Here is a 19,294-nt window from a genome sequence, read left to right as displayed (position 1 = left end):
ATGCTGAGCAAAAAGTTTCGCAACACCCTGATGTACAGTTGCATCGCGGCGATATTCGCCGCGGCTGGCTACTGGAACATCAGCCCGGAACGCTTCCTCGACAAGCCGGTAACGCCGGTCGATGAAAGCGCGATCGACTATTACGCCATCAACGCCCACAGCGTGCAGTACCTGCCGGACGGCAAGCTGCAATATGATCTGGTGTCCGACAAGGTCGAGCACCTGAAAGCGACCGAGGTGACATTGCTGACCAACCCCGACCTGAATGTGTTCCGCGGCACTGAATTTCCGTGGCACGTCCAGAGCCTGCACGGCGAGGTCAACCCTGATGGCACACAGGTCGAACTGATCGATGACGTGCGTATCACGCGCTTCGACGAGAAAAACCGTAAAACCCTGATCACCAGCACCCGCATGACCGTGTTCCCGCAGCAGCAATATGCGCAGACAGAGCAAGACGTTAGAATCGACGGCGCTGGCGGTGTATCGACTGGCAAGGGAATGAAGGCGTATTTGAAAGAAAGCAGGATACACCTGCTATCGAACGTAAGAGGACAGTATGAGGCTCGTTAAAACCCTCCCGATTTTGCTCAGTCTGGGCGCAGCACTGGGAAGCGTGAGCGCCTGGGCTCTGCCGGAAGATCAACAGCAGCCTATCCGCATTCAGGCCGACGATGCCCAACTGGACGACAAGCAAGGTATTGCCATCTATACCGGTGACGTGATCATTACCCAAGGTACGATGAAGGTTACCGGCAACAAGGTGACCATGACCCGCACCCCGAATGGCGACATCGACGTGGTTACCTCGGTGGGCAACCTGGCCTACTTCGAGCAACTGCAAACGGCGGGCGACACCAAACCCGTCCAGGGCTGGGGTGTGACCATCCAGTACCACGCAACGCAAAATCGCGTTGTGCTGATCGACAAGGCCAAAGTCATCGACAAGGACAACAACACCACCCAAGGTGAGAAAATCGTCTACGACACCGAGAAGAAGCTGGCCAGCGCCGGTCGCGCCACCGGCAGCAAGGTGACCGAGTCGCGTCCGCGTATCGACATGGTGATCCAGCCGAAGAAGAAAACCGACGAGAAAAAGGCCCAGTAATGGCAACTCTGAAAGCTCAGCATCTGGCCAAGAGCTACAAGAGCCGCCAGGTCGTGCGCGACGTCAGCCTGTCCATCGACAGCGGTCAGATCGTCGGCCTGCTTGGCCCGAACGGTGCCGGCAAGACCACCTGCTTCTACATGATCGTCGGTCTGGTGCAGGCCGACCAGGGCCGCGTCCTGATCGATGACCTGGACATCAGCCACCAGCCGATGCACGGCCGCGCAAAGGCTGGTATCGGCTACCTGCCGCAAGAAGCATCGATCTTCCGCAAACTGTCGGTGGCCGACAACATCATGGCCATCCTCGAGACCCGCAAGGAACTCGACAAGGCCGGTCGGCGCAAGGAACTGGAAAGCCTGCTGCAGGAATTCCACATCAGCCACATCCGCGACAACCTCGGCATGAGCCTGTCTGGTGGTGAGCGCCGTCGCGTGGAAATCGCCCGAGCCCTGGCCACCAACCCGAAATTCATCCTCCTCGACGAACCCTTCGCCGGCGTGGACCCGATTTCGGTCGGGGACATCAAGCAGATCATTCACCACCTCAAGGCCAAAGGCATTGGCGTGCTGATCACCGACCACAACGTTCGTGAAACCCTGGATATCTGCGAAACCGCCTACATCGTCAACGACGGCCAACTGATCGCCGAAGGCGACGCTGAAACCATCCTGGCCAACGACCTGGTGAAGGAAGTGTACCTGGGCCACGAATTCCGCCTGTAAGACACCGAGATGCGAGACTGGTCGACGAGCGCTTGTCTCGATAAAAAACAACTCTTTTTTATTGTTACAGCGCTCTAGGCAAACACGACGCCTCAAAGATGTTCAAGAGCCGGCCGGAGCAACCTGTCAACAAAACATTGCAGCTTTTTATTGTTACAGCGCTCTAGGCAAACTCTACAGTTTCAGGCATATAATTTGCTTATGTTTGGCGCCCCGGCGCCCTGTAGTGGATGGCGCGTGTGCGCCGGCGAATAAGGTGTTAAGCCCCTGCCATGAAACCATCGCTAGTCTTGAGAATGGGCCAGCAGCTGACGATGACACCGCAGCTGCAACAGGCTATCCGCCTGCTCCAATTGTCGACCCTGGACCTGCAACAGGAAATCCAGGAGGCCCTGGAGTCCAATCCGATGCTCGAACGCCAGGAAGAAGGCGACGACTTCGATAACACCGACCCCTTGGCCGACAACGCCGAACAGAAGCCCAACACCGACATCCAGGAACCCTCCTACCAGGAAACCGCCCCGACGGTTGATAACCTCGATGAGGGTGACTGGAACGAGCGCATCCCCAACGAACTCCCCGTCGACACCGCGTGGGAAGACGTTTACCAGACCAGCGCCAGCAGCCTGCCCAGCAATGACGACGACGAGTGGGACTTCACCACCCGTACCTCGGCCGGCGAAAGCTTGCAAAGCCACTTGCTGTGGCAACTGAACCTGGCCCCGATGTCCGACACCGATCGCCTGATCGCCGTGACCCTGATCGACTGCATCAACAATCAGGGCTACCTGGACGAAACCCTCGAGGAAATCCTCGACGCCTTCGATCCGGAACTGGACATCGAACTGGACGAAATCGAAGCGGTCCTGCATCGCATCCAGCAATTCGAGCCCGCCGGCATCGGCGCCCGCAACCTGGGCGAATGCCTGCTGCTGCAATTGCGCCAGCTACCCGCCAAGACCCCTTGGCTGGCTGAGGCCAAGCGCCTGGTCACCGATTACATCGACTTGCTTGGCAGCCGCGACTATAGCCAACTGATGCGCCGCATGAAGCTCAAGGAAGATGAACTACGCCAGGTCATCGAGCTGGTCCAGAGCCTCAACCCGCGCCCGGGTTCGCAGATCGAGTCCACCGAAGCCGAGTATGTCGTTCCTGACGTTATCGTGCGCAAGGACAACGAGCGCTGGCTGGTGGAGCTGAATCAGGAGTCGGTGCCACGGCTGCGGGTCAACGCCCAGTACGCTGGTTTCGTGCGCCGCGCCGACACCAGCGCCGACAACACGTTCATGCGCAATCAGTTGCAGGAGGCCCGCTGGTTCATCAAGAGCCTGCAAAGCCGCAATGAAACCCTTATGAAGGTTGCCACCCAGATCGTCGAGCATCAGCGTGGTTTCCTCGAATATGGCGACGAAGCCATGAAGCCGCTGGTCCTGCATGACATCGCCGAAGCGGTCGGCATGCATGAGTCGACGATTTCACGGGTGACCACCCAGAAGTTCATGCACACCCCCCGGGGCATTTATGAACTGAAGTACTTTTTCTCCAGTCACGTCAGCACCTCCGAAGGCGGCGAATGCTCGTCCACGGCGATCCGCGCGATCATCAAAAAACTGGTTGCCGCGGAAAATCAGAAAAAGCCATTGAGTGACAGCAAGATCGCTGGTTTACTGGAGGCACAAGGCATTCAGGTGGCTCGCCGCACCGTCGCCAAGTACCGCGAATCCCTCGGGATCGCGCCTTCGAGCGAACGCAAGCGGTTGATGTAGAGCCACGCCACAGCGTTCCAGTGGCAGGCATTTCTRCCTGCCGCTTTATGCACTGGCAACGAAGGAGAAGCTGTATGCAAGTCAACATCAGTGGACACCAACTGGAAGTGACCGAACCTCTTCGCACCTACATCGGCGAAAAACTCGAACGATTGGAGCGACATTTCGACAAGATCACTAATGTGCAGGTCACGATGACCGTCGAAAAACTGAAGCAGAAAATCGAAGCCACGCTGCATATTCCCGGGAATGAAGTGGTCGCCAACGCGGAACATACCGATATGTACGCCGCGATCGACGCACTCACCGACAAGCTGGATAAACAACTCAAAAAGCATAAGGAAAAGACCCAGAGCCTCCTCCAGGGTGCAACCGGTCGTTAACACTCCCAACCCATGATCCGACTTGAAAGTATCCTGACCCCCGGCCGTTCCCTGGTGAACGTGCCGGGCGGCAGTAAAAAGAAAGCCCTCGAGCAAATTGCCAATCTGATCGCCCGCGAAGTGCCGGCCCTGGAGATGCAAGATGTCTTCGAGGCACTGATTGCCCGTGAAAAACTCGGCTCCACCGGTTTTGGCAACGGCATCGCTATTCCACACTGCCGTCTCAAGGGCTGTGTTTCACCCATCAGTGCATTGATGCACCTGGACGCCCCTATCGACTTCGACGCCATCGACGGCGCGCCGGTTGACTTGCTGTTCGTATTGCTGGTCCCGGAAGCCGCCACCGATGCGCACCTTGAGCTGCTGCGACAAATCGCCAGCATGCTCGACCGCAAGGAAGTTCGCGAAAAACTGCGTAATGCTGCAAGCAACGAAGCCCTGTATCAGGTTGTCCTGGACGAGCAAAACGGTCAGTAATCATGCGCTTGATCATCGTCAGTGGCCGTTCCGGCTCAGGTAAAAGTACCGCCCTCGACGTTCTTGAGGACAACGGCTACTACTGCATCGACAACCTGCCTGCCGGTCTGCTGCCGGAACTGGCCGAACGAGCCTTGATTCATACCGAGCTGCTACAGCCGCTGGTCGCCGTTTCCATTGATGCGCGCAACCTGCCCAGCCACCTGTCACGCTTCCCCGATCTGCTCGAAGAAGTCCGCAACCGCCACATCCAGTGCGATGTGCTGTACCTGGATGCCGACGAAGAAACCTTGCTCAAGCGCTTCTCGGAAACCCGCCGACGTCACCCCCTGACCAACGCCAACCGCTCGCTGGCCGAAGCCATCAGCGTCGAGAGCGACCTGCTCGGGCCGATTGCCGACCTCGCCGATCTCAAGATCAACACCACCAGCCTGAACCTGTACCAGCTGCGCGACGCCATCAAACTGCGTCTGTTGAATCAGCCCGAGCCGGGCACTGCGTTCCTGGTGGAATCCTTCGGGTTCAAGCGTGGCATGCCGGTGGACGCCGACCTGGTGTTCGATGTGCGTTGCCTGCCCAACCCTTACTGGAAACCGGAATTGCGCGAGCAGTCCGGGCTCGATCAACCGGTTGCCGAATACCTGGCGGCACAGCCGGATGTCGAAGAGATGTTCCAGGACATTTCCACATACCTGCTAAAGTGGCTGCCTCGTTTTGCCGCCAGCAACCGCGCCTATGTCACCATTGCCATTGGCTGCACTGGCGGACATCACCGCTCCGTCTACCTGACCGAGCGTCTGGGGCAGGCGCTGCAAAAATCCCTGAAGAACGTCCAGGTTCGCCACCGCGACCTCAGCTAAAGGATTCACATCGCGATGCCTGCTCTGGAAATCGAAATCATCAACAAGCTGGGCCTGCATGCCCGTGCTTCTGCAAAATTCGTCGGGGTCGCCGGCCAGTTCAAGGACTGCACGATCAGGGTAGGACGCACACCTGAATCCACAGTAGATGGCAAAAGCATCATGGCCATGATGATGCTCGCTGCCGGTAAGGGCACCAAAATCCATCTGAGCACGGAAGGCGAGCAGGAAAAGGAAGCGATGGACGCGCTGGTAGCCTTGATCAATAACTACTTCGACGAAGGCGAATAAACATCAAAAGATCGCAGCCTTCGGCAGCTCCTACATTGGGCTCGTGTAGGAGCTGCTGAAGGCTCGGGCCGCGTTCGGACGATCTTTTGATCCACAAAAAGAAAGGCGCGCCACCCATKGGGTGGCGCGCCTTTTTTATGCAACGGTCTGAGCTTAGCTACCCGCCACCGTCATCCGCTCGATCAACACCGAACCAGTGCGAATGTTGCTGCGCAGTTCCAGGTCGTTACCCACGGCAACGATCTGTTTGAACATATCGCGCATGTTGCCGGCGATGGTCACTTCCTGGACCGCGAACTGGATTTCGCCGTTCTCGACCCAGTAACCCGCCGCGCCCCGGGAATAATCGCCGGTGACCATGTTCAGCCCCTGGCCCATCAACTCGGTGACCAACAGTCCGCGTCCCATGCGCCGCAGCAAGGCCGCCTGGTCTTCATCACCATGGGTGACGAACAGGTTGTGCACGCCGCCGGCGTTGGCCGTACTTGGCATGCCGAGCTTGCGGCCGGAGTAGGTACCGAGGATGTACGACACCAACTCGCCTTTTTCGACGAACGGTTTGGCGTAGGTTGCCAGGCCATCGCCATCGAACGCCGCGCTGCCCAAGGCTCGCATCAAGTGCGGACGTTCGTCGATGGTCAGCCACTCCGGAAACAGCTTCTGGCCGAGAGTGCCCTCAAGGAACGAAGACTTGCGATACAGGCTGCCGCCGGAAATCGCCGACAGGAAACTGCCAAACAGGCCCCCGGCCAACTCTGCGGAAAACAGCACCGGCACCTCACAAGTCGGCACCGGACGCGCTCCCAGACGACTCGCCGCCCGTTGCGCGGCACGCTGGCCGATGCTGACCGGATCGGCCAGCAGATTGCCCTGGCGGTTCACGTCGTACCAGTAATCGCGCTGCATCTGGCCGTCCGCTTCGGCGATCATCACGCAGCTCAAGCTGTGACGAGTCGATGCGTAACCACCGATAAACCCGTGGCTGTTGCCATAAACGCGGCAACCCTGATGGGTACTGAGAGTGGYGCCGTCAGCGTTCTTGATCCGGCTGTCGGCAGCAAACGCCGCGGCTTCACAGGCCAAGGCCTGTTCGATGGCTTGTTCCGGAGTGATGTCCCATTGGTGGAACAGGTCGAAATCCTGAATATCCCGCGCCATCAGCGCGGCATCCGCCAGGCCCGAGGCTTCGTCTTCCGAAGTGTGTTTGGCGATGGCCAGTGCCGCGGCGACGGTTTCGCGAATCGCTTCCGGACCACTGGCCGATGTGCTGGCCGAGCCTTTGCGCTGACCGACGTACAAGGTGATGCCAAAACCCTGATCGCGGTTGAATTCTACCGTTTCGACTTCACGCTGACGCACCGTGGTCGACAAGCCCTGCTCCAATGACACCGCCACTTCACAGGCGCTGGCGCCCAGGCGCCTGGCTTCAGCGATGATCTGCTCGACTTGTTCCTGCAGTGCCGGCAACGCTTGTGGGCCGACGCTTTCAACTGCACTCATGCTGTTCTCCACTCAAATTCTGCTTTCGGTAACGGTCATCGAGCGACCGGGCCGGACAAGCGGCCCCCGACTGGTTATCATGGCGGCGTTTCTTTGCGGACGGCCACCATGGTTGATTCTTACGACGACTCCCTCGATACGGGAGAAAAAAGCAAATCCCAGGTTAAACGCGAGCTGCATGCTCTGGTTGACCTTGGCGAGCGCCTTACAACACTCAAGCCTGACTTGCTGGCAAAACTGCCCTTGACCGACGGAATGCGTCGGGCTCTGGCCGATGCGCCCAAGCACACCGCGAACATCGCGCGTAAACGGCACCTTCAGTTCATCGGCAAACTGATGCGCGATCAGGACACTACCGCCATTCTGGTTCTGCTCGATCAACTCGATGCCTCCACCCGTCAATACAACGAACGCTTCCATAACCTGGAGCGCTGGCGCGATCGTCTGATCGCCGGCGACGATGCCGTTCTGGAGAAATTCGTCGTCGACTACCCGGACGCGGACCGCCAGCAATTGCGTTCCCTGATCCGTCAGGCCCAGCATGAGGTTGCGCAAAACAAGCCTCCTGCTTCCAGCCGTAAAATCTTCAAGTACATCCGTGAGCTGGACGAGACTCAACGCGGTCTGCGTTAATTCTCCGAAGCTCTTGTAGGAGCTGCCGAAGGCTGCGATCTTTTGATCATTAAAAAAGGCAAAGATCGCAGCCTTCGGCAGCTCCTACAGGAGATGTCCCTATCCTTATGCGCCCGTGCCACCCACGGTGATCGCATCAATCTTCAGCGTTGGCTGGCCGACACCCACCGGCACCGATTGCCCATCCTTGCCACACGTGCCCACACCGCTGTCCAGCGACAGGTCATTACCGACCATCGACACCTTGCTCATGGCTTCCGGCCCGTTGCCGATCAGGGTCGCGCCCTTGACCGGAGCGGTGATCTTGCCGTCCTCGATCAGGTACGCCTCGCTGGTGGAGAACACGAACTTGCCGCTGGTGATGTCCACCTGACCACCACCCAGGTTGGCGCAGTAGATGCCGCGCTTCACCGAGGCGATGATTTCCGCCGGGTCGCTTTCGCCGGCGAGCATGTAGGTGTTGGTCATGCGCGGCATCGGCAGGTGCGCGTAGGATTCGCGACGGCCGTTACCGGTACGCGCCACGCCCATCAGGCGCGCGTTGAGCTTGTCCTGCATGTAGCCTTTGAGTACGCCGTTTTCGATCAGCGTGGTGCACTCGGTCGGCGTGCCTTCGTCGTCGACGCTCAACGAGCCGCGGCGACCGGCCAGGGTGCCGTCATCGACAATGGTGCACAGCTTCGATGCGACCATCTCGCCCATGCGCCCGCTATAAGCCGAGCTGCCCTTGCGGTTGAAGTCGCCTTCCAGGCCATGACCGACGGCTTCATGCAGCAGCACACCCGACCAGCCGGAACCGAGCACCACCGGCAAGGTACCGGCCGGTGCCGGGATGGCTTCAAGGTTGACCAGTGCCTGACGCAACGCTTCACGGGCATAGCCCATGGCGCGGTCTTCGCCAAGAAAATAACGGTAATCGGTCCGCCCGCCACCGCCATGACCGCCGCGCTCGCGGCGACCGTTCTGCTCGACGATCACGCTGACGTTGAAGCGCACCAACGGCCGCACATCCGCCGCCAGACCGCCATCGGTGGAAGCCACCAGAATCCGCTCCCAGACACCGGCCATGCTCACGGTGACTTGCTGGATGCGTGGGTCGAGGGCGCGGGTCGCGGCGTCGACTCGCTTGAGCAAATCGACTTTCTCGGCACGGGTCAGCACTTCCAGGGGATTGTCCGGCGCATACAACTGCGCGACGTCCTGGCTGGTGAATGCCTGTACGGTGCCGTGCTGCCCGGCCCGGGAAATCGAACGGGCGGCACGCGCCGCCGCGCCCAGGGCTTCAAGAGTAATGGCATTGCTGTAGGCAAAACCGGTTTTTTCACCCGATTGCGCGCGCACGCCGACACCCTGGTCAAGGTTGAAGCTGCCTTCCTTGACGATGCCGTCTTCCAGCGCCCAGGACTCGGAGATCTGCCCCTGGAAATACAGGTCGGCGGCATCGATGCCTGGCCCGGCCAAGTCGCCGAGCACGCCTTGCAGGCTCTCGATCGTGACGCCACCGGGCGCCAGCAGGTGTTCACTGACTGAGGACAACAACTCGCTCATATGCTTTACGCCTTAAATTCGTCGTTCTGATGCAGGTCGCTGGGCGCCCTGCGAGAAAAATCGCCGGTGACTGGACACCGGCATCCGCGCCCGGATGGACGCCTGTTCATTGCTGTCGCGTTCGGCCAGCAGCACGGCCTCGCCTTGATCCTGTTGCGCCAGTACCCGGCCCCATGGGTCGATGATGGCGGCATGGCCAAAGGTTTCCCGCGGCCCCGGATGCGTCCCGCCCTGGGCCGCGGCGAGCACATAACATTGCGTCTCGATGGCTCGCGCACGTATCAGCACATCCCAATGCGCCGCGCCGGTCACCGCGGTGAAGGCCGAAGGGGCGGTAATCAGTTCCGCGCCGGCCGCGCGCAATTCGCTGTACAGCTCGGGAAAGCGCAGGTCATAGCAGACCGTCAGGCCAACCCGGCCGACCGGTGTGTCCGCCACAACCACTCCGTTGCCATAAGCATAGTCATCGGATTCACGATAACGGCCACGATTGTCCGCCACGTCCACATCGAACAGGTGCAGCTTGTCGTAGCGCGCCACCGTATCGCCCTGGTCATCGACCAGCAACGAACAGGCATGGGCTTTCGCCGTCGGCTGATCCACCGGCGGCAACGGCAACGTGCCGGCCACAATCCATAACTTGAGGTCGCGTGCGGTCTGTTTCAACCAGGGCAGGATCGGGCCTTCGCCCAAGGCTTCGGCGCGCCCGATGTCGGCAACGTCGCGCCGGCCCATGGCGGCGAAGTTTTCCGGCAATACCGCGAGCTTCGCGCCACCGGCGGCCGCTTGCTCGAGCAGTCGACGGGCCTGGGCCAGATTAGCCAGCACATCGCTCTGGCTGACCATTTGAATCACCGCTACAGACATGGCCCTTTCCTTGATTGAAATCAACGCATAACCGTAGGAGCCGCCGCAGGCTGCGATCTTTTKATTTTGCTTCTGAAAAACAAAATCAAAAGATCGCAGCCTGCGGCAGCTCCTACAGGGGAGTTACGGCCATGCTACTCCATAGGTCCGAAGGATGGCTTTTCAAAAAGCCTTGTCGAAGGTGATTTTCGGTTCTTTCCACGGCCCTTGGACCATGTACTTCACACTGGCGAAACGGGAGACCCGGTCGCCGATCAGCTTGTCGATCAGGAACAGTGCCCCGCCGACTGCGGGTGCACCGACGATCAGTGCGGCAATCGGCAGGTTATTGGTCACCGGCAAGGTCACCATCAGTTTCGCATCGATCTGATCGGCCACCATGTTCAGGGTGCCGTCGAGTTCGATGGTGCTCGAAGGGCCCGTCAGCCGGATCGGCTCACGGGTGACATACACCCCATTGGTCCCAACCAGCAGCCCCTTGACCCGGTCATAACTCAGACCTTTGCCGAACAGGTCGGAGAAGTCCAGGCGCAGGCGCCGGCCGATGGAGTTGAAGTTGAGCAAACCAAATACCCGCAGCGCCTGAGCACTGCCTTCGACCTCGACGAACTGGCCCTGATTGAGCGTCGCATCGAGCGAGCCGGAGAATCGTTTGGTCGCCACCCAGGCCGGCGATCCGGGCCAGCGGCCATCGACATCCATATAAAAGTCCCGGCTGGTGACGCTTGGCGCAAACCCCCAGCCCTTGAGTACATCGGCGAGGTTCTTGCCGCTGATGCGTCCCTTGTACCAGCTGTTGCTGGCGCCAGGCGCGCCTTCCCAGCCACCGCTGCCCACCAACAGCATGCCCTTGAGGCCCAGGTCCAGCGAGTTGAACACGATGCCCTTGGGCGTAGGACGAATCTTCAGCGACCAGCCCCCCACCAGATCCTGGCCCTGGAATAACTGATTGATGGTGATGTCCATCGCAGGGATTATCGTCGGGTCCACCGACGCCAGCGGATCCGGCGAGTTTTCATCGGCCAGCACGGCCGGGTCCGGTGCGGGCAGGCGCACGGTTTGCAGATTGATCATGATCGGCGTGGCCTTCGAATCAGGAAGGCTCGCGCTACCCTTGATCTGCTGGCTGTCGAGTTGCAGCGCCCAGGCGGAAGGCTTGCGCGCCAGCTGAATCGAGGCCTGGTCGAGCGTGGTGCCGATACCGCTAAGCTTGTCTACCTTGAAATCCGCGCCGCTGAGCAATTGCTTCGCGCTGCCGCCGGGGTCCTGTCCGGCGTATTTATCCACCAGATCCTTCCACGGGCCAACGTCCAGCTCCGACAACACACCCTTTATCCGCAGGCCTTTGGTGCCAGGCAACACGGCCTCGCCGCCACCGAGGAACAATTCCCCGCGACCGTCGGCGAAATTGCTGGCCGGGGCGGCAAACGTGAAACTCGCCAGGTCCGCGTAGTTGACCCAATAGCGCCGTTCGTCACCCTGCAAGGTCATACGGAACGTCGTGTCGCGCCCGGCATCGGCAGCCATGCCGAACGGCGCAGGCAAATCGACGGCCACGCCCTTGAGATTGGAATTGACCAGCAATTGGCTGTCGGCGCCATTCAGGGTCAGTTGCAGTTGATAAGGGATCACGCCACTCACCGGCAGAGGCTGGGTCACCTTCAGCCAGTCGGTCAGTTTCCTGACCTCGACCTGGCCCGACGCGGTCACCCGGGTATTAAGCTTACCCGGACTGCCGTCGGCAAAAATCTGTGCGGTGACCGGCTTGTCGAACGCCCGTGCGCTGATGTTCTGCCCACTCAGGCCCTTGGCACTGTCGAAACGGAAATCACCTTTGAGTTGGGTCAGCTCCAGCACAGGTTCAGCCAGTTTCAAGCGTGCCTTGGCGGTCTTGAAATCGACGAGGATCTTCGGCTCCTCGCCTTTCGCCAGCGGAATATCCAGCTTCAAGTTGCCTTGCAGATCACCCTCGCCTTCCCACCCGGCAAAGGTTGCCCCGGTACCGATCGGCGCGTCCTGGAGGATTTTCAGGCCATCGCCCAAACCGCCGGTAAACCCGCCATCGAGGAACAAATGAACGTTCTGCCCGGCAGGCACATGGGGAATGTTGACGTAGATATCGCTGACCTGCGTGTCGAGCAACTGGCCCTTGCTGGCCAGAATCCGCACGCCGCTGTCTTCGACAAACACATCGCCGCTGACCTTGCTGACATGGGGCCAGCCCGGCTGGAAGGCCAGTTCGGCATCGTGAACCTTGAAGAACAGGCTGATGCTGCGATCGACGTCCGCGGCACCATGGCTGAGCGACCCTTGATACTGGAAGAAGCCTTGGTCCACCGCGCCCTTGAGAATCGCCGTGCGCAGCCATTCATCCAGCGCCGGGCTGAGGACTGCCGGCAAGTACTTGGCGGTGTAGCGACCGTCACCATCCACCATGCCGACCCGCAGGTCCATGTAGTCTTCCTGGGTGTGATCGAAGTGCAGGCGAATCAGGAAGTCGCCGGCGATCTTGCCTTCCTCGCCCAGCACCTTCAGGTACGGCGCGATCAGGGTGAAACCTTCTTTATCGAGTTTCCAGGTCAGCCGCGCATTGGCCTGAAGGTACTGCCATGGCTTGGCGAAAATCGGGTCCAGATGCAGCATGAAATCCTTGCTGTCCATACGCAATTCGCCGCGCCCCAGGTCACCACTGATGCTGCCGCTGACATTTCGCGCCGCCGGCGCACCGTGATAGGCATCGAAGCCTACCTGGTCGAGGTTGGCGGCAAAGCCGAACTTGCTGTCGTCTGTGGCATTGGGGCGCAAGTCGACCAGCACGTTACGCAGGCTGCCCGTGACTTTGAGCCGCTCGACGACCGTGGCAAGACCTTCTGGCAACGGCGCCAGCGCGTTGAGCAGCGGGGTCAGCGGAGTGAGATCGACCCGGTCGGCTTGCAGGCGCCAGAGCTCTTCGGTTTTATCAGTGGCCGCGTTTTGCTTGAGTTGCAAATGCGTTTCCCAGCGGGTCTCGCCAAGGTTCATCGCCAGGGAATCGAAAGTCACTGACGCGCCTTCGGCACTGCGCTGGAAGTAGCCGTTCAGGGCCAGATTGTTGATCTGGATCTGCTTGCGCTCGGCGTAGGCACCCTTGAGTTGTGGTGCATTCAAACGGACCGCAGCACTTTGCAGGGCAYCTTTGCCCCAGGTCAGCCAAAGCTCGCCGCCGGCTTTGATCTCAGAGAAACTCCACTCTTGGGTCACTCGCTCGGGCAACCACTTCGACCAGTCGCTTTGCGGCAGGCTCAGGTAAACCTCGGCTTCAGCGTCCCTCCATTGACTGGCTCGAATGCGGGTGCGCAGACTCATGGCCACGGGCTGGCCGTCGGGCAGGGTCAGGCGGGCGTCGAGTCGCTGCCGCGACGCCCCGGTTTTCAGATTCAGGCCGACATAAGTCAGGGTCAGCGGCGACTGCGCAAACGGCTGCAAGGTCACCTGGCTGTCGAGCACCGACAGTTGCTGGATCATCTGCATGCGATTGAGCAGCTGTTCCGGATCGGTTGGCTGGTCCTGCTGTACCGGCAAACCTTCCAGCGCCCATTGACCGTCGTTACCCTCCTTGACGCTGATCTTCAGGCCGCTGAGCTCCAGATGAGCGATGCGTACCTGACGTGCCAGCAGGCTGGCCCAAAGGTCCGGCACCGCGCGCACCTGATCCAGGTGCAAGGCATTGGCGCCCTCGCCGACCGTCACGTCGTGCGCCATCAGTATGGGGGCGAATCCACTCCAGTTGCCTTCGAGCTCGCCGATCTGCAACGGCATGCCCAAGGCATCGCTGGCTTTGGTTTCGATGTCGGCACGGTACTCGGCGACTAACGGCGTCAGCTCCCGGCCCAGGCTGACGTAGAGCGCCATCAACACCAAAACCAACGCGCACAGGCCCAGACCCCAGCGGGTCAGTGCGGCCAAAATGCGTGTCAGACGGTCCATGTCAGGTGGCCCCCATGGCAAAAGTTTTGCAAAAAGCTGAGGCCAGCCATTCTCGAACAATCAAAACGATACGCTTCAGAGCAGCACCACGTCGTATTGTTCCTGGGAATACATGGTTTCGACCTGAAAGCGGATGGTGCGCCCGATAAACCCCTCCAGTTCGGCGACGTTGCCCGACTCTTCGTCGAGCAGGCGGTCCACCACTTTCTGGTTTGCCAATACACGATAGCCTTCCGCCTGATAGGCGCGTGCTTCACGCAGGATTTCGCGGAAGATTTCGTAGCAAACGGTTTCCGGGGTTTTGAGCTTGCCGCGCCCCTGACAGGCGTTGCACGGCTCGCACAACACTTGTTCAAGGCTTTCGCGGGTGCGCTTGCGGGTCATCTGCACCAGGCCCAGTTCGGTGATACCGATGATGTTGGTTTTGGCGTGATCGCGCTCCAGTTGCTTTTCGAGCGTGCGCAACACCTGGCGCTGGTGTTCTTCATCTTCCATGTCGATGAAGTCGATGATGATGATTCCGCCGAGGTTACGCAGGCGCAATTGACGAGCGATGGCTGTCGCGGCTTCGAGGTTGGTCTTGAAGATGGTTTCTTCGAGGTTGCGATGGCCGACGAACGCCCCGGTGTTGACGTCGATGGTGCTCATGGCTTCAGCCGGGTCGACCACCAGATAACCGCCGGACTTGAGCGGGACCTTGCGCTCGAGAGCCTTCTGGATTTCGTCTTCGACGCCATACAAGTCAAAAATCGGCCGCTCGCCCGGGTAATGCTCCAGACGGTCGGCAATCTCGGGCATCAATTCGGCGACGAATTGCGTGGTTTTCTGGAAGGTTTCCCGGGAGTCGATGCGGATCTTCTCGATTTTCGGGCTCACCAGATCACGCAGGGTGCGCAGCGCCAAACCGAGGTCTTCGTAGATCACGCTGGGCGCGCTGATGGTTTTGATCTGGGCGCTGATCTGGTCCCAAAGCCTTCGCAGGTAGCGGATGTCCATGAGGATTTCATCGGCGCCGGCGCCTTCGGCTGCCGTGCGCAGAATGAAACCGCCGGCTTCCTTGATCCCTTCCTTGGCCACGCAATCAGTGACCACTTGCTTGAGTCGCTCGCGCTCGGCCTCGTCTTCGATCTTCAGGGAAATGCCGACATGGGCCGTGCGTGGCATGTACACCAGGTAACGCGAAGGGATCGACAGCTGAGTGGTCAGGCGTGCGCCCTTGGAACCGATCGGGTCCTTGGTCACCTGCACCACCAGGCTCTGGCCTTCGTGCACCAGTGCACTGATGCTCTCGACCGCCGGACCTTCGCGCAGGGAAATTTCCGACGCATGAATGAATGCGGCACGATCCAGGCCGATATCGACGAATGCCGCCTGCATCCCCGGCAATACCCGCACGACTTTGCCTTTATAGATGTTGCCGACGATCCCGCGCTTTTGCGTACGCTCGACGTGGACCTCTTGCAGGACACCGTTTTCGACCACCGCCACGCGCGACTCCATCGGCGTGATGTTGATCAGGATCTCTTCACTCATGGCAGGGTCTCGTTCAGGCATGTTCACGATAATGGCCGCATCTGTTCAGGACGACGCTTAAAGCGCGTTCCGGGGTTGCCAACAGGGTATGCCGAAATGGCCGAGCAGTTCCGCGGTTTCGCAAAGCGGTAGTCCGACTACCGCTGAATAACTTCCATTGAGTCCGGCGACAAACACCGCACCCAGTCCTTGAATGCCATAACCGCCCGCCTTGTCCCGTGGTTCGCCGCTGGCCCAGTAGGCCGCGGCTTCATCGCGACTGATAGCACGAAATCGCACCCGACTGGTGACAACCCGAGACTCGCAACGTTCGCCATCGAGCACTGCAATCGCGGTCAGGACCTCATGCTCACACCCTGACAACATCATCAGCATGGCGCACGCATCCGCTTCATCAACCGGTTTGCCGAGAATTTTTCCATCGAGCACCACGGCGGTATCGGCGCCGAGCACGCAGAACGGTTCTTCAGACACGACGCCGCCGCACCCGGCTTCGGCCTTGCCGCGCGCCAGACGCTCGACATAGGCCGATGGGGATTCTTTGAGTACAGGGGTTTCATCGATGTCCGCACTGACGGCGGAGAACGGAACGCCGATCTGCGTGAGCAATTCACGCCGACGCGGCGAGCCAGAGGCGAGGTACAACCGTTTCATCAAGACCTCTCCCTGTCCAATGCCTGAGCGAATTAATTGATTTTGTAGCGTCGACGCAATCCGCGCAAACCGAAACTGATCCAGGGCCAGAGCAATGCACTGACCAGTGCCGGCAGTACCAGCGCCAGCGTCGGTTGACGATTGCCGGTCAAGGCACTGAGCCATAGTTGTACAAGCTGGGCGAGGCCGAAGATCACCAGGATCACCAGGCTCTGCTGCCACATCGGGAACATCCGCAGACGTTGCTGCAGCGCCAGTACCAGGTAGGTGATGAGCGTCAGGATCAAGGCATTCTGACCCAGCAAGGTACCGTAGAGCACGTCTTCAGCCAGCCCCAGGCAAAACGCCGTCACCATCCCGACGGTCTGCGGCAGGTTCAACGCCCAGAATGCCAGCAACAAGGCCAGCCACAGCGGGCGCAGGATTTCCATGAATTGCGGCAGAGGTGAAACGCTCAGCAGCAGACCGACGGCAAATGTCAGCCAGACTATCCAGCCGTTTCGGGATGCTTTTACACCGCCCATTATTCTCTCCCCACTGGAGTGGCCGGCACGGAGACTGGCGGTTTGGCGGCAGGTTTCGCGGCAGCGGGTTGCGCCGCCGGCGGTTTAGCCGCCGCAGGATGCGTGGCCGCAGATTTGGCTGGCGTGGTGGCTGGCTTGACTGGCGCAGTGGCCGCGGGCGCCACCGTAGCAGGAGCTACCGGTGCGGCGGCCGGTGCAGCGGGGGCTACAGGGTTGACCAGTTTCGGAACTGTCGCCGGAATGATCGGGCCACCACCCTGTGCATCCAGGCTTTCCTGAGCCTGGGCGGCATCGTTGGCGCGCTCTTCAGCCGTACGGTTGTCACTGAACACCAGCAGCAGGTAACGGCTGCGGTTCAAGGCAGCGGTCGGAATGGCGCGGACAATGGCAAACGGCTGGCCGGAATCGTGAATCACTTCCTTGACCGTCGCCACTGGATAACCTGCTGGGAAACGCTGACCGAGGCCGGAGCTGACCAGCAAATCGCCTTCCTTGATGTCGGCGGTATCGGCCACATGCCGCAATTCGAGACGTTCCGGGTTGCCGGTGCCGCTGGCAATCGCCCGCAACCCGTTGCGGTTCACCTGCACCGGGATGCTGTGGGTGGTATCGGTCAGCAGCAAGACGCGGGAGGTGTAGGGCATCAACTCGACCACCTGGCCCATCAGGCCACGGGCATCGAGTACCGGCTGACCGAGGACCACGCCGTCGCGCTCACCTTTATTGATGATGATGCGATGGGTGAACGGGTTGGGGTCCATACCGATCAACTCGGCCACTTCGACCTTCTCGTTGACCAGTGCCGAAGAGTTGAGCAACTCGCGCAGCCGAACGTTCTGCTCGGTCAGGGAGGCAAGCTTCTGCATGCGCCCCTGCAACAGCAGGTTTTCGCTTTTGAGTTTTTCGTTTTCGGCGACGAGTTCGGTCCGGCTGCCAAACTGACTGGCGATACCTTCCCACAGTCGTCCAGGCAGGTCAGTGATCCAGTAGGCGTCCATCAGCACCAGCGACATCTGGCTGCGTGCAGGCTTGAGCAGACTGAAACGGGCATCGACCACCATCAGCGCGACCGATAGCACGACAAGCACCAACAGGCGCACGCCCAGTGAAGGGCCCTTGGTGAAAAGCGGTTTAATAAGCCGCTCCTCCCAGGCAAATGTTCTGTTTATTCATACGGCAGCAATCCGGCCAGGATGCAAAGTGACAGAAGATAAACGCGAACAGGCAGCACTGCAAAGTGCCGCCTGCGCGCTCAACAGCATAGAGGCAATCCGGCGACTTATTCGCTGGAAAGCAGGTCCATGGTGTGTTTATCCATCATTTCCAATGCACGGCCACCGCCGCGAGCAACGCAGGTCAGCGGGTCTTCGGCAACGATCACCGGCAGACCGGTTTCCTGGGCCAGCAATTTGTCCAGGTCACGCAGCAAGGCGCCACCACCGGTCAGTACCAGGCCACGCTCGGCGATGTCGGAAGCCAGTTCCGGAGGCGATTGCTCCAGGGCGCTTTTCACGGCCTGAACGATAGTGGCCAGGGACTCTTGCAGAGCTTCCAGCACTTCGTTGGAGTTCAGGGTGAATGCGCGCGGAACGCCTTCGGCCAGGTTACGGCCACGAACATCGACTTCGCGAACTTCGCCACCCGGGTAGGCCGTACCGATTTCCTGTTTGATGCGCTCGGCGGTGGATTCGCCGATCAGGCTGCCGTAGTTGCGACGCACGTAGGTGATGATCGCTTCGTCGAAGCGGTCGCCGCCAACACGCACGGATTCGGCGTAAACCACACCGTTCAGGGAGATCAGCGCGATTTCGGTGGTACCGCCACCGATATCCACGACCATCGAACCGCGAGCTTCTTCAACCGGCAGGCCGGCACCGATCGCAGCGGCCATTGGCTCTTCGATCAGGAACACTTCACGGGCACCGGCGCCAAGGGCCGATTCACGGATGGCACGACGCTCAACCTGGGTGGATTTGCACGGAACGCAGATCAACACGCGAGGGCTAGGCTGCAGGAAGCTGTTTTCGTGAACCTTGTTGATGAAGTACTGCAGCATTTTTTCGCAAACGCTGAAGTCGGCGATCACACCGTCCTTCATCGGACGAATGGCAGCAATGTTGCCCGGCGTACGGCCGAGCATGCGCTTGGCTTCGGTGCCGACAGCAACGACACTTTTCTGGTTACCGTGTGTCCGAATGGCCACAACGGAGGGCTCATTCAGGACGATACCGCGCTCGCGCACGTAAATAAGGGTGTTGGCAGTGCCCAGGTCAATGGAAAGATCGCTGGAAAACATGCCACGCAGTTTCTTGAACATGGGAAAGGGACCCTAGGCAACGCGTGGGTAAAAAAGTGCGGCAAACTCTAACAACGACAGGGATTTTGGGCAAGGCGCCAATATGTTAAATTGGCCGCTTTTCTGTGCACCAAGCCCCACAATCGCGGCCTTGAGACCGTAG

18 protein-coding genes are annotated in these 19,294 nt (G+C 59.9%); 9 read left to right on the top strand and 9 right to left on the bottom strand.

Annotation, left to right across the window (positions count from 1 at the left end; all coding sequences use genetic code 11):
• The 8 genes from lptC to AC1DVH_RS08540 all read left to right on the top strand — a co-directional run bounded on the left by lptC (position 1) and on the right by AC1DVH_RS08540 (position 5,610).
• Positions 1 to 573, top strand: coding sequence for an LPS export ABC transporter periplasmic protein LptC (gene lptC / locus AC1DVH_RS08575; RefSeq protein ID WP_477753414.1), 573 nt, complete (start codon positions 1 to 3; stop codon positions 571 to 573).
• Entirely contained in the window at positions 560 to 1,108 is a 549-nt protein-coding gene (lptA, locus tag AC1DVH_RS08570; RefSeq protein WP_477753413.1) for a lipopolysaccharide transport periplasmic protein LptA, read from the top strand. Before lptC ends, lptA begins: the two co-directional genes overlap by 14 nt.
• Entirely contained in the window at positions 1,108 to 1,833 is a 726-nt protein-coding gene (gene lptB, locus AC1DVH_RS08565; RefSeq protein ID WP_477753412.1) for an LPS export ABC transporter ATP-binding protein, read from the top strand. The genes lptA and lptB overlap by 1 nt, the downstream gene beginning before the upstream one ends.
• Before the next feature lie 272 nt (positions 1,834 to 2,105).
• Positions 2,106 to 3,599: an RNA polymerase factor sigma-54 gene (locus AC1DVH_RS08560; protein WP_477753411.1), complete on the top strand. Its 1,494-nt coding sequence runs from the start codon at positions 2,106 to 2,108 to the stop codon at positions 3,597 to 3,599.
• Between the two features lie 74 nt (positions 3,600 to 3,673).
• Complete coding sequence (gene hpf / locus AC1DVH_RS08555; protein ID WP_007941242.1) at positions 3,674 to 3,982, top strand: ribosome hibernation-promoting factor, HPF/YfiA family; 309 nt, start codon at positions 3,674 to 3,676, stop codon at positions 3,980 to 3,982.
• A gap of 12 nt (positions 3,983 to 3,994) precedes the next feature.
• Positions 3,995 to 4,459 (top strand): PTS IIA-like nitrogen regulatory protein PtsN, encoded by a 465-nt coding sequence (gene ptsN / locus AC1DVH_RS08550; RefSeq protein ID WP_150718657.1) that lies wholly within the window; start codon positions 3,995 to 3,997, stop codon positions 4,457 to 4,459.
• Between the two features lie 2 nt (positions 4,460 to 4,461).
• The gene (rapZ, locus tag AC1DVH_RS08545) at positions 4,462 to 5,319 is read left to right on the top strand and encodes an RNase adapter RapZ (protein ID WP_477753410.1); all 858 of its coding nucleotides are present in this window, start codon (positions 4,462 to 4,464) and stop codon (positions 5,317 to 5,319) included.
• Between the two features lie 15 nt (positions 5,320 to 5,334).
• A complete protein-coding gene (locus tag AC1DVH_RS08540; protein ID WP_008046141.1) occupies positions 5,335 to 5,610 on the top strand; it encodes an HPr family phosphocarrier protein in 276 nt (91 codons plus the stop codon).
• A gap of 153 nt (positions 5,611 to 5,763) precedes the next feature.
• On the opposite strand, the gene pmbA is transcribed toward AC1DVH_RS08540, so the two are convergent.
• Positions 5,764 to 7,110 (bottom strand): metalloprotease PmbA, encoded by a 1,347-nt coding sequence (gene pmbA / locus AC1DVH_RS08535; RefSeq protein WP_477753409.1) that lies wholly within the window; start codon positions 7,108 to 7,110, stop codon positions 5,764 to 5,766.
• Between the two features lie 108 nt (positions 7,111 to 7,218).
• Between pmbA and yjgA the strand changes: the two genes are divergently transcribed.
• A complete protein-coding gene (gene yjgA, locus AC1DVH_RS08530) occupies positions 7,219 to 7,743 on the top strand; it encodes a ribosome biogenesis factor YjgA (RefSeq protein ID WP_057716427.1) in 525 nt (174 codons plus the stop codon).
• Positions 7,744 to 7,848: 105 nt separating this feature from the next.
• Here the strand turns inward: yjgA and tldD are convergent, their stop codons facing one another.
• The 8 genes from tldD to mreB all read right to left on the bottom strand — a co-directional run bounded on the left by tldD (position 7,849) and on the right by mreB (position 19,152).
• Positions 7,849 to 9,291 (bottom strand): metalloprotease TldD, encoded by a 1,443-nt coding sequence (gene tldD / locus AC1DVH_RS08525; RefSeq protein WP_218429285.1) that lies wholly within the window; start codon positions 9,289 to 9,291, stop codon positions 7,849 to 7,851.
• Positions 9,292 to 9,303: 12 nt separating this feature from the next.
• Positions 9,304 to 10,158, bottom strand: a complete 855-nt coding sequence (locus tag AC1DVH_RS08520) for a carbon-nitrogen hydrolase family protein (RefSeq protein WP_477753408.1) — start codon at positions 10,156 to 10,158, stop codon at positions 9,304 to 9,306.
• A 162-nt stretch (positions 10,159 to 10,320) separates the two neighbouring features.
• A complete protein-coding gene (locus tag AC1DVH_RS08515; RefSeq protein WP_477753407.1) occupies positions 10,321 to 14,124 on the bottom strand; it encodes a YhdP family protein in 3,804 nt (1,267 codons plus the stop codon).
• Between the two features lie 75 nt (positions 14,125 to 14,199).
• Positions 14,200 to 15,657 carry a ribonuclease G gene (rng, locus tag AC1DVH_RS08510; protein ID WP_007970246.1) on the bottom strand — a complete coding sequence of 486 codons (1,458 nt, stop codon included), beginning with the start codon at positions 15,655 to 15,657 and terminating at the stop codon, positions 14,200 to 14,202.
• A gap of 57 nt (positions 15,658 to 15,714) precedes the next feature.
• Entirely contained in the window at positions 15,715 to 16,311 is a 597-nt protein-coding gene (locus AC1DVH_RS08505; protein ID WP_477753406.1) for a Maf family protein, read from the bottom strand.
• Positions 16,312 to 16,343: 32 nt separating this feature from the next.
• Positions 16,344 to 16,835 (bottom strand): rod shape-determining protein MreD, encoded by a 492-nt coding sequence (gene mreD / locus AC1DVH_RS08500; RefSeq protein WP_007970244.1) that lies wholly within the window; start codon positions 16,833 to 16,835, stop codon positions 16,344 to 16,346.
• A complete protein-coding gene (gene mreC / locus AC1DVH_RS08495) occupies positions 16,835 to 17,971 on the bottom strand; it encodes a rod shape-determining protein MreC (RefSeq protein WP_477753424.1) in 1,137 nt (378 codons plus the stop codon). Before mreC ends, mreD begins: the two co-directional genes overlap by 1 nt.
• Positions 17,972 to 18,114: 143 nt before the next feature.
• The gene (mreB, locus tag AC1DVH_RS08490) at positions 18,115 to 19,152 is read right to left on the bottom strand and encodes a rod shape-determining protein MreB (RefSeq protein ID WP_002555108.1); all 1,038 of its coding nucleotides are present in this window, start codon (positions 19,150 to 19,152) and stop codon (positions 18,115 to 18,117) included.
• Positions 19,153 to 19,294: the final 142 nt, after the last annotated feature.

This window comes from Pseudomonas sp. P4_C3, from assembly GCF_056402075.1.
Note: the sequence above shows the minus strand (reverse complement) of the source record. Positions and strands in the feature narration are given on the sequence as shown.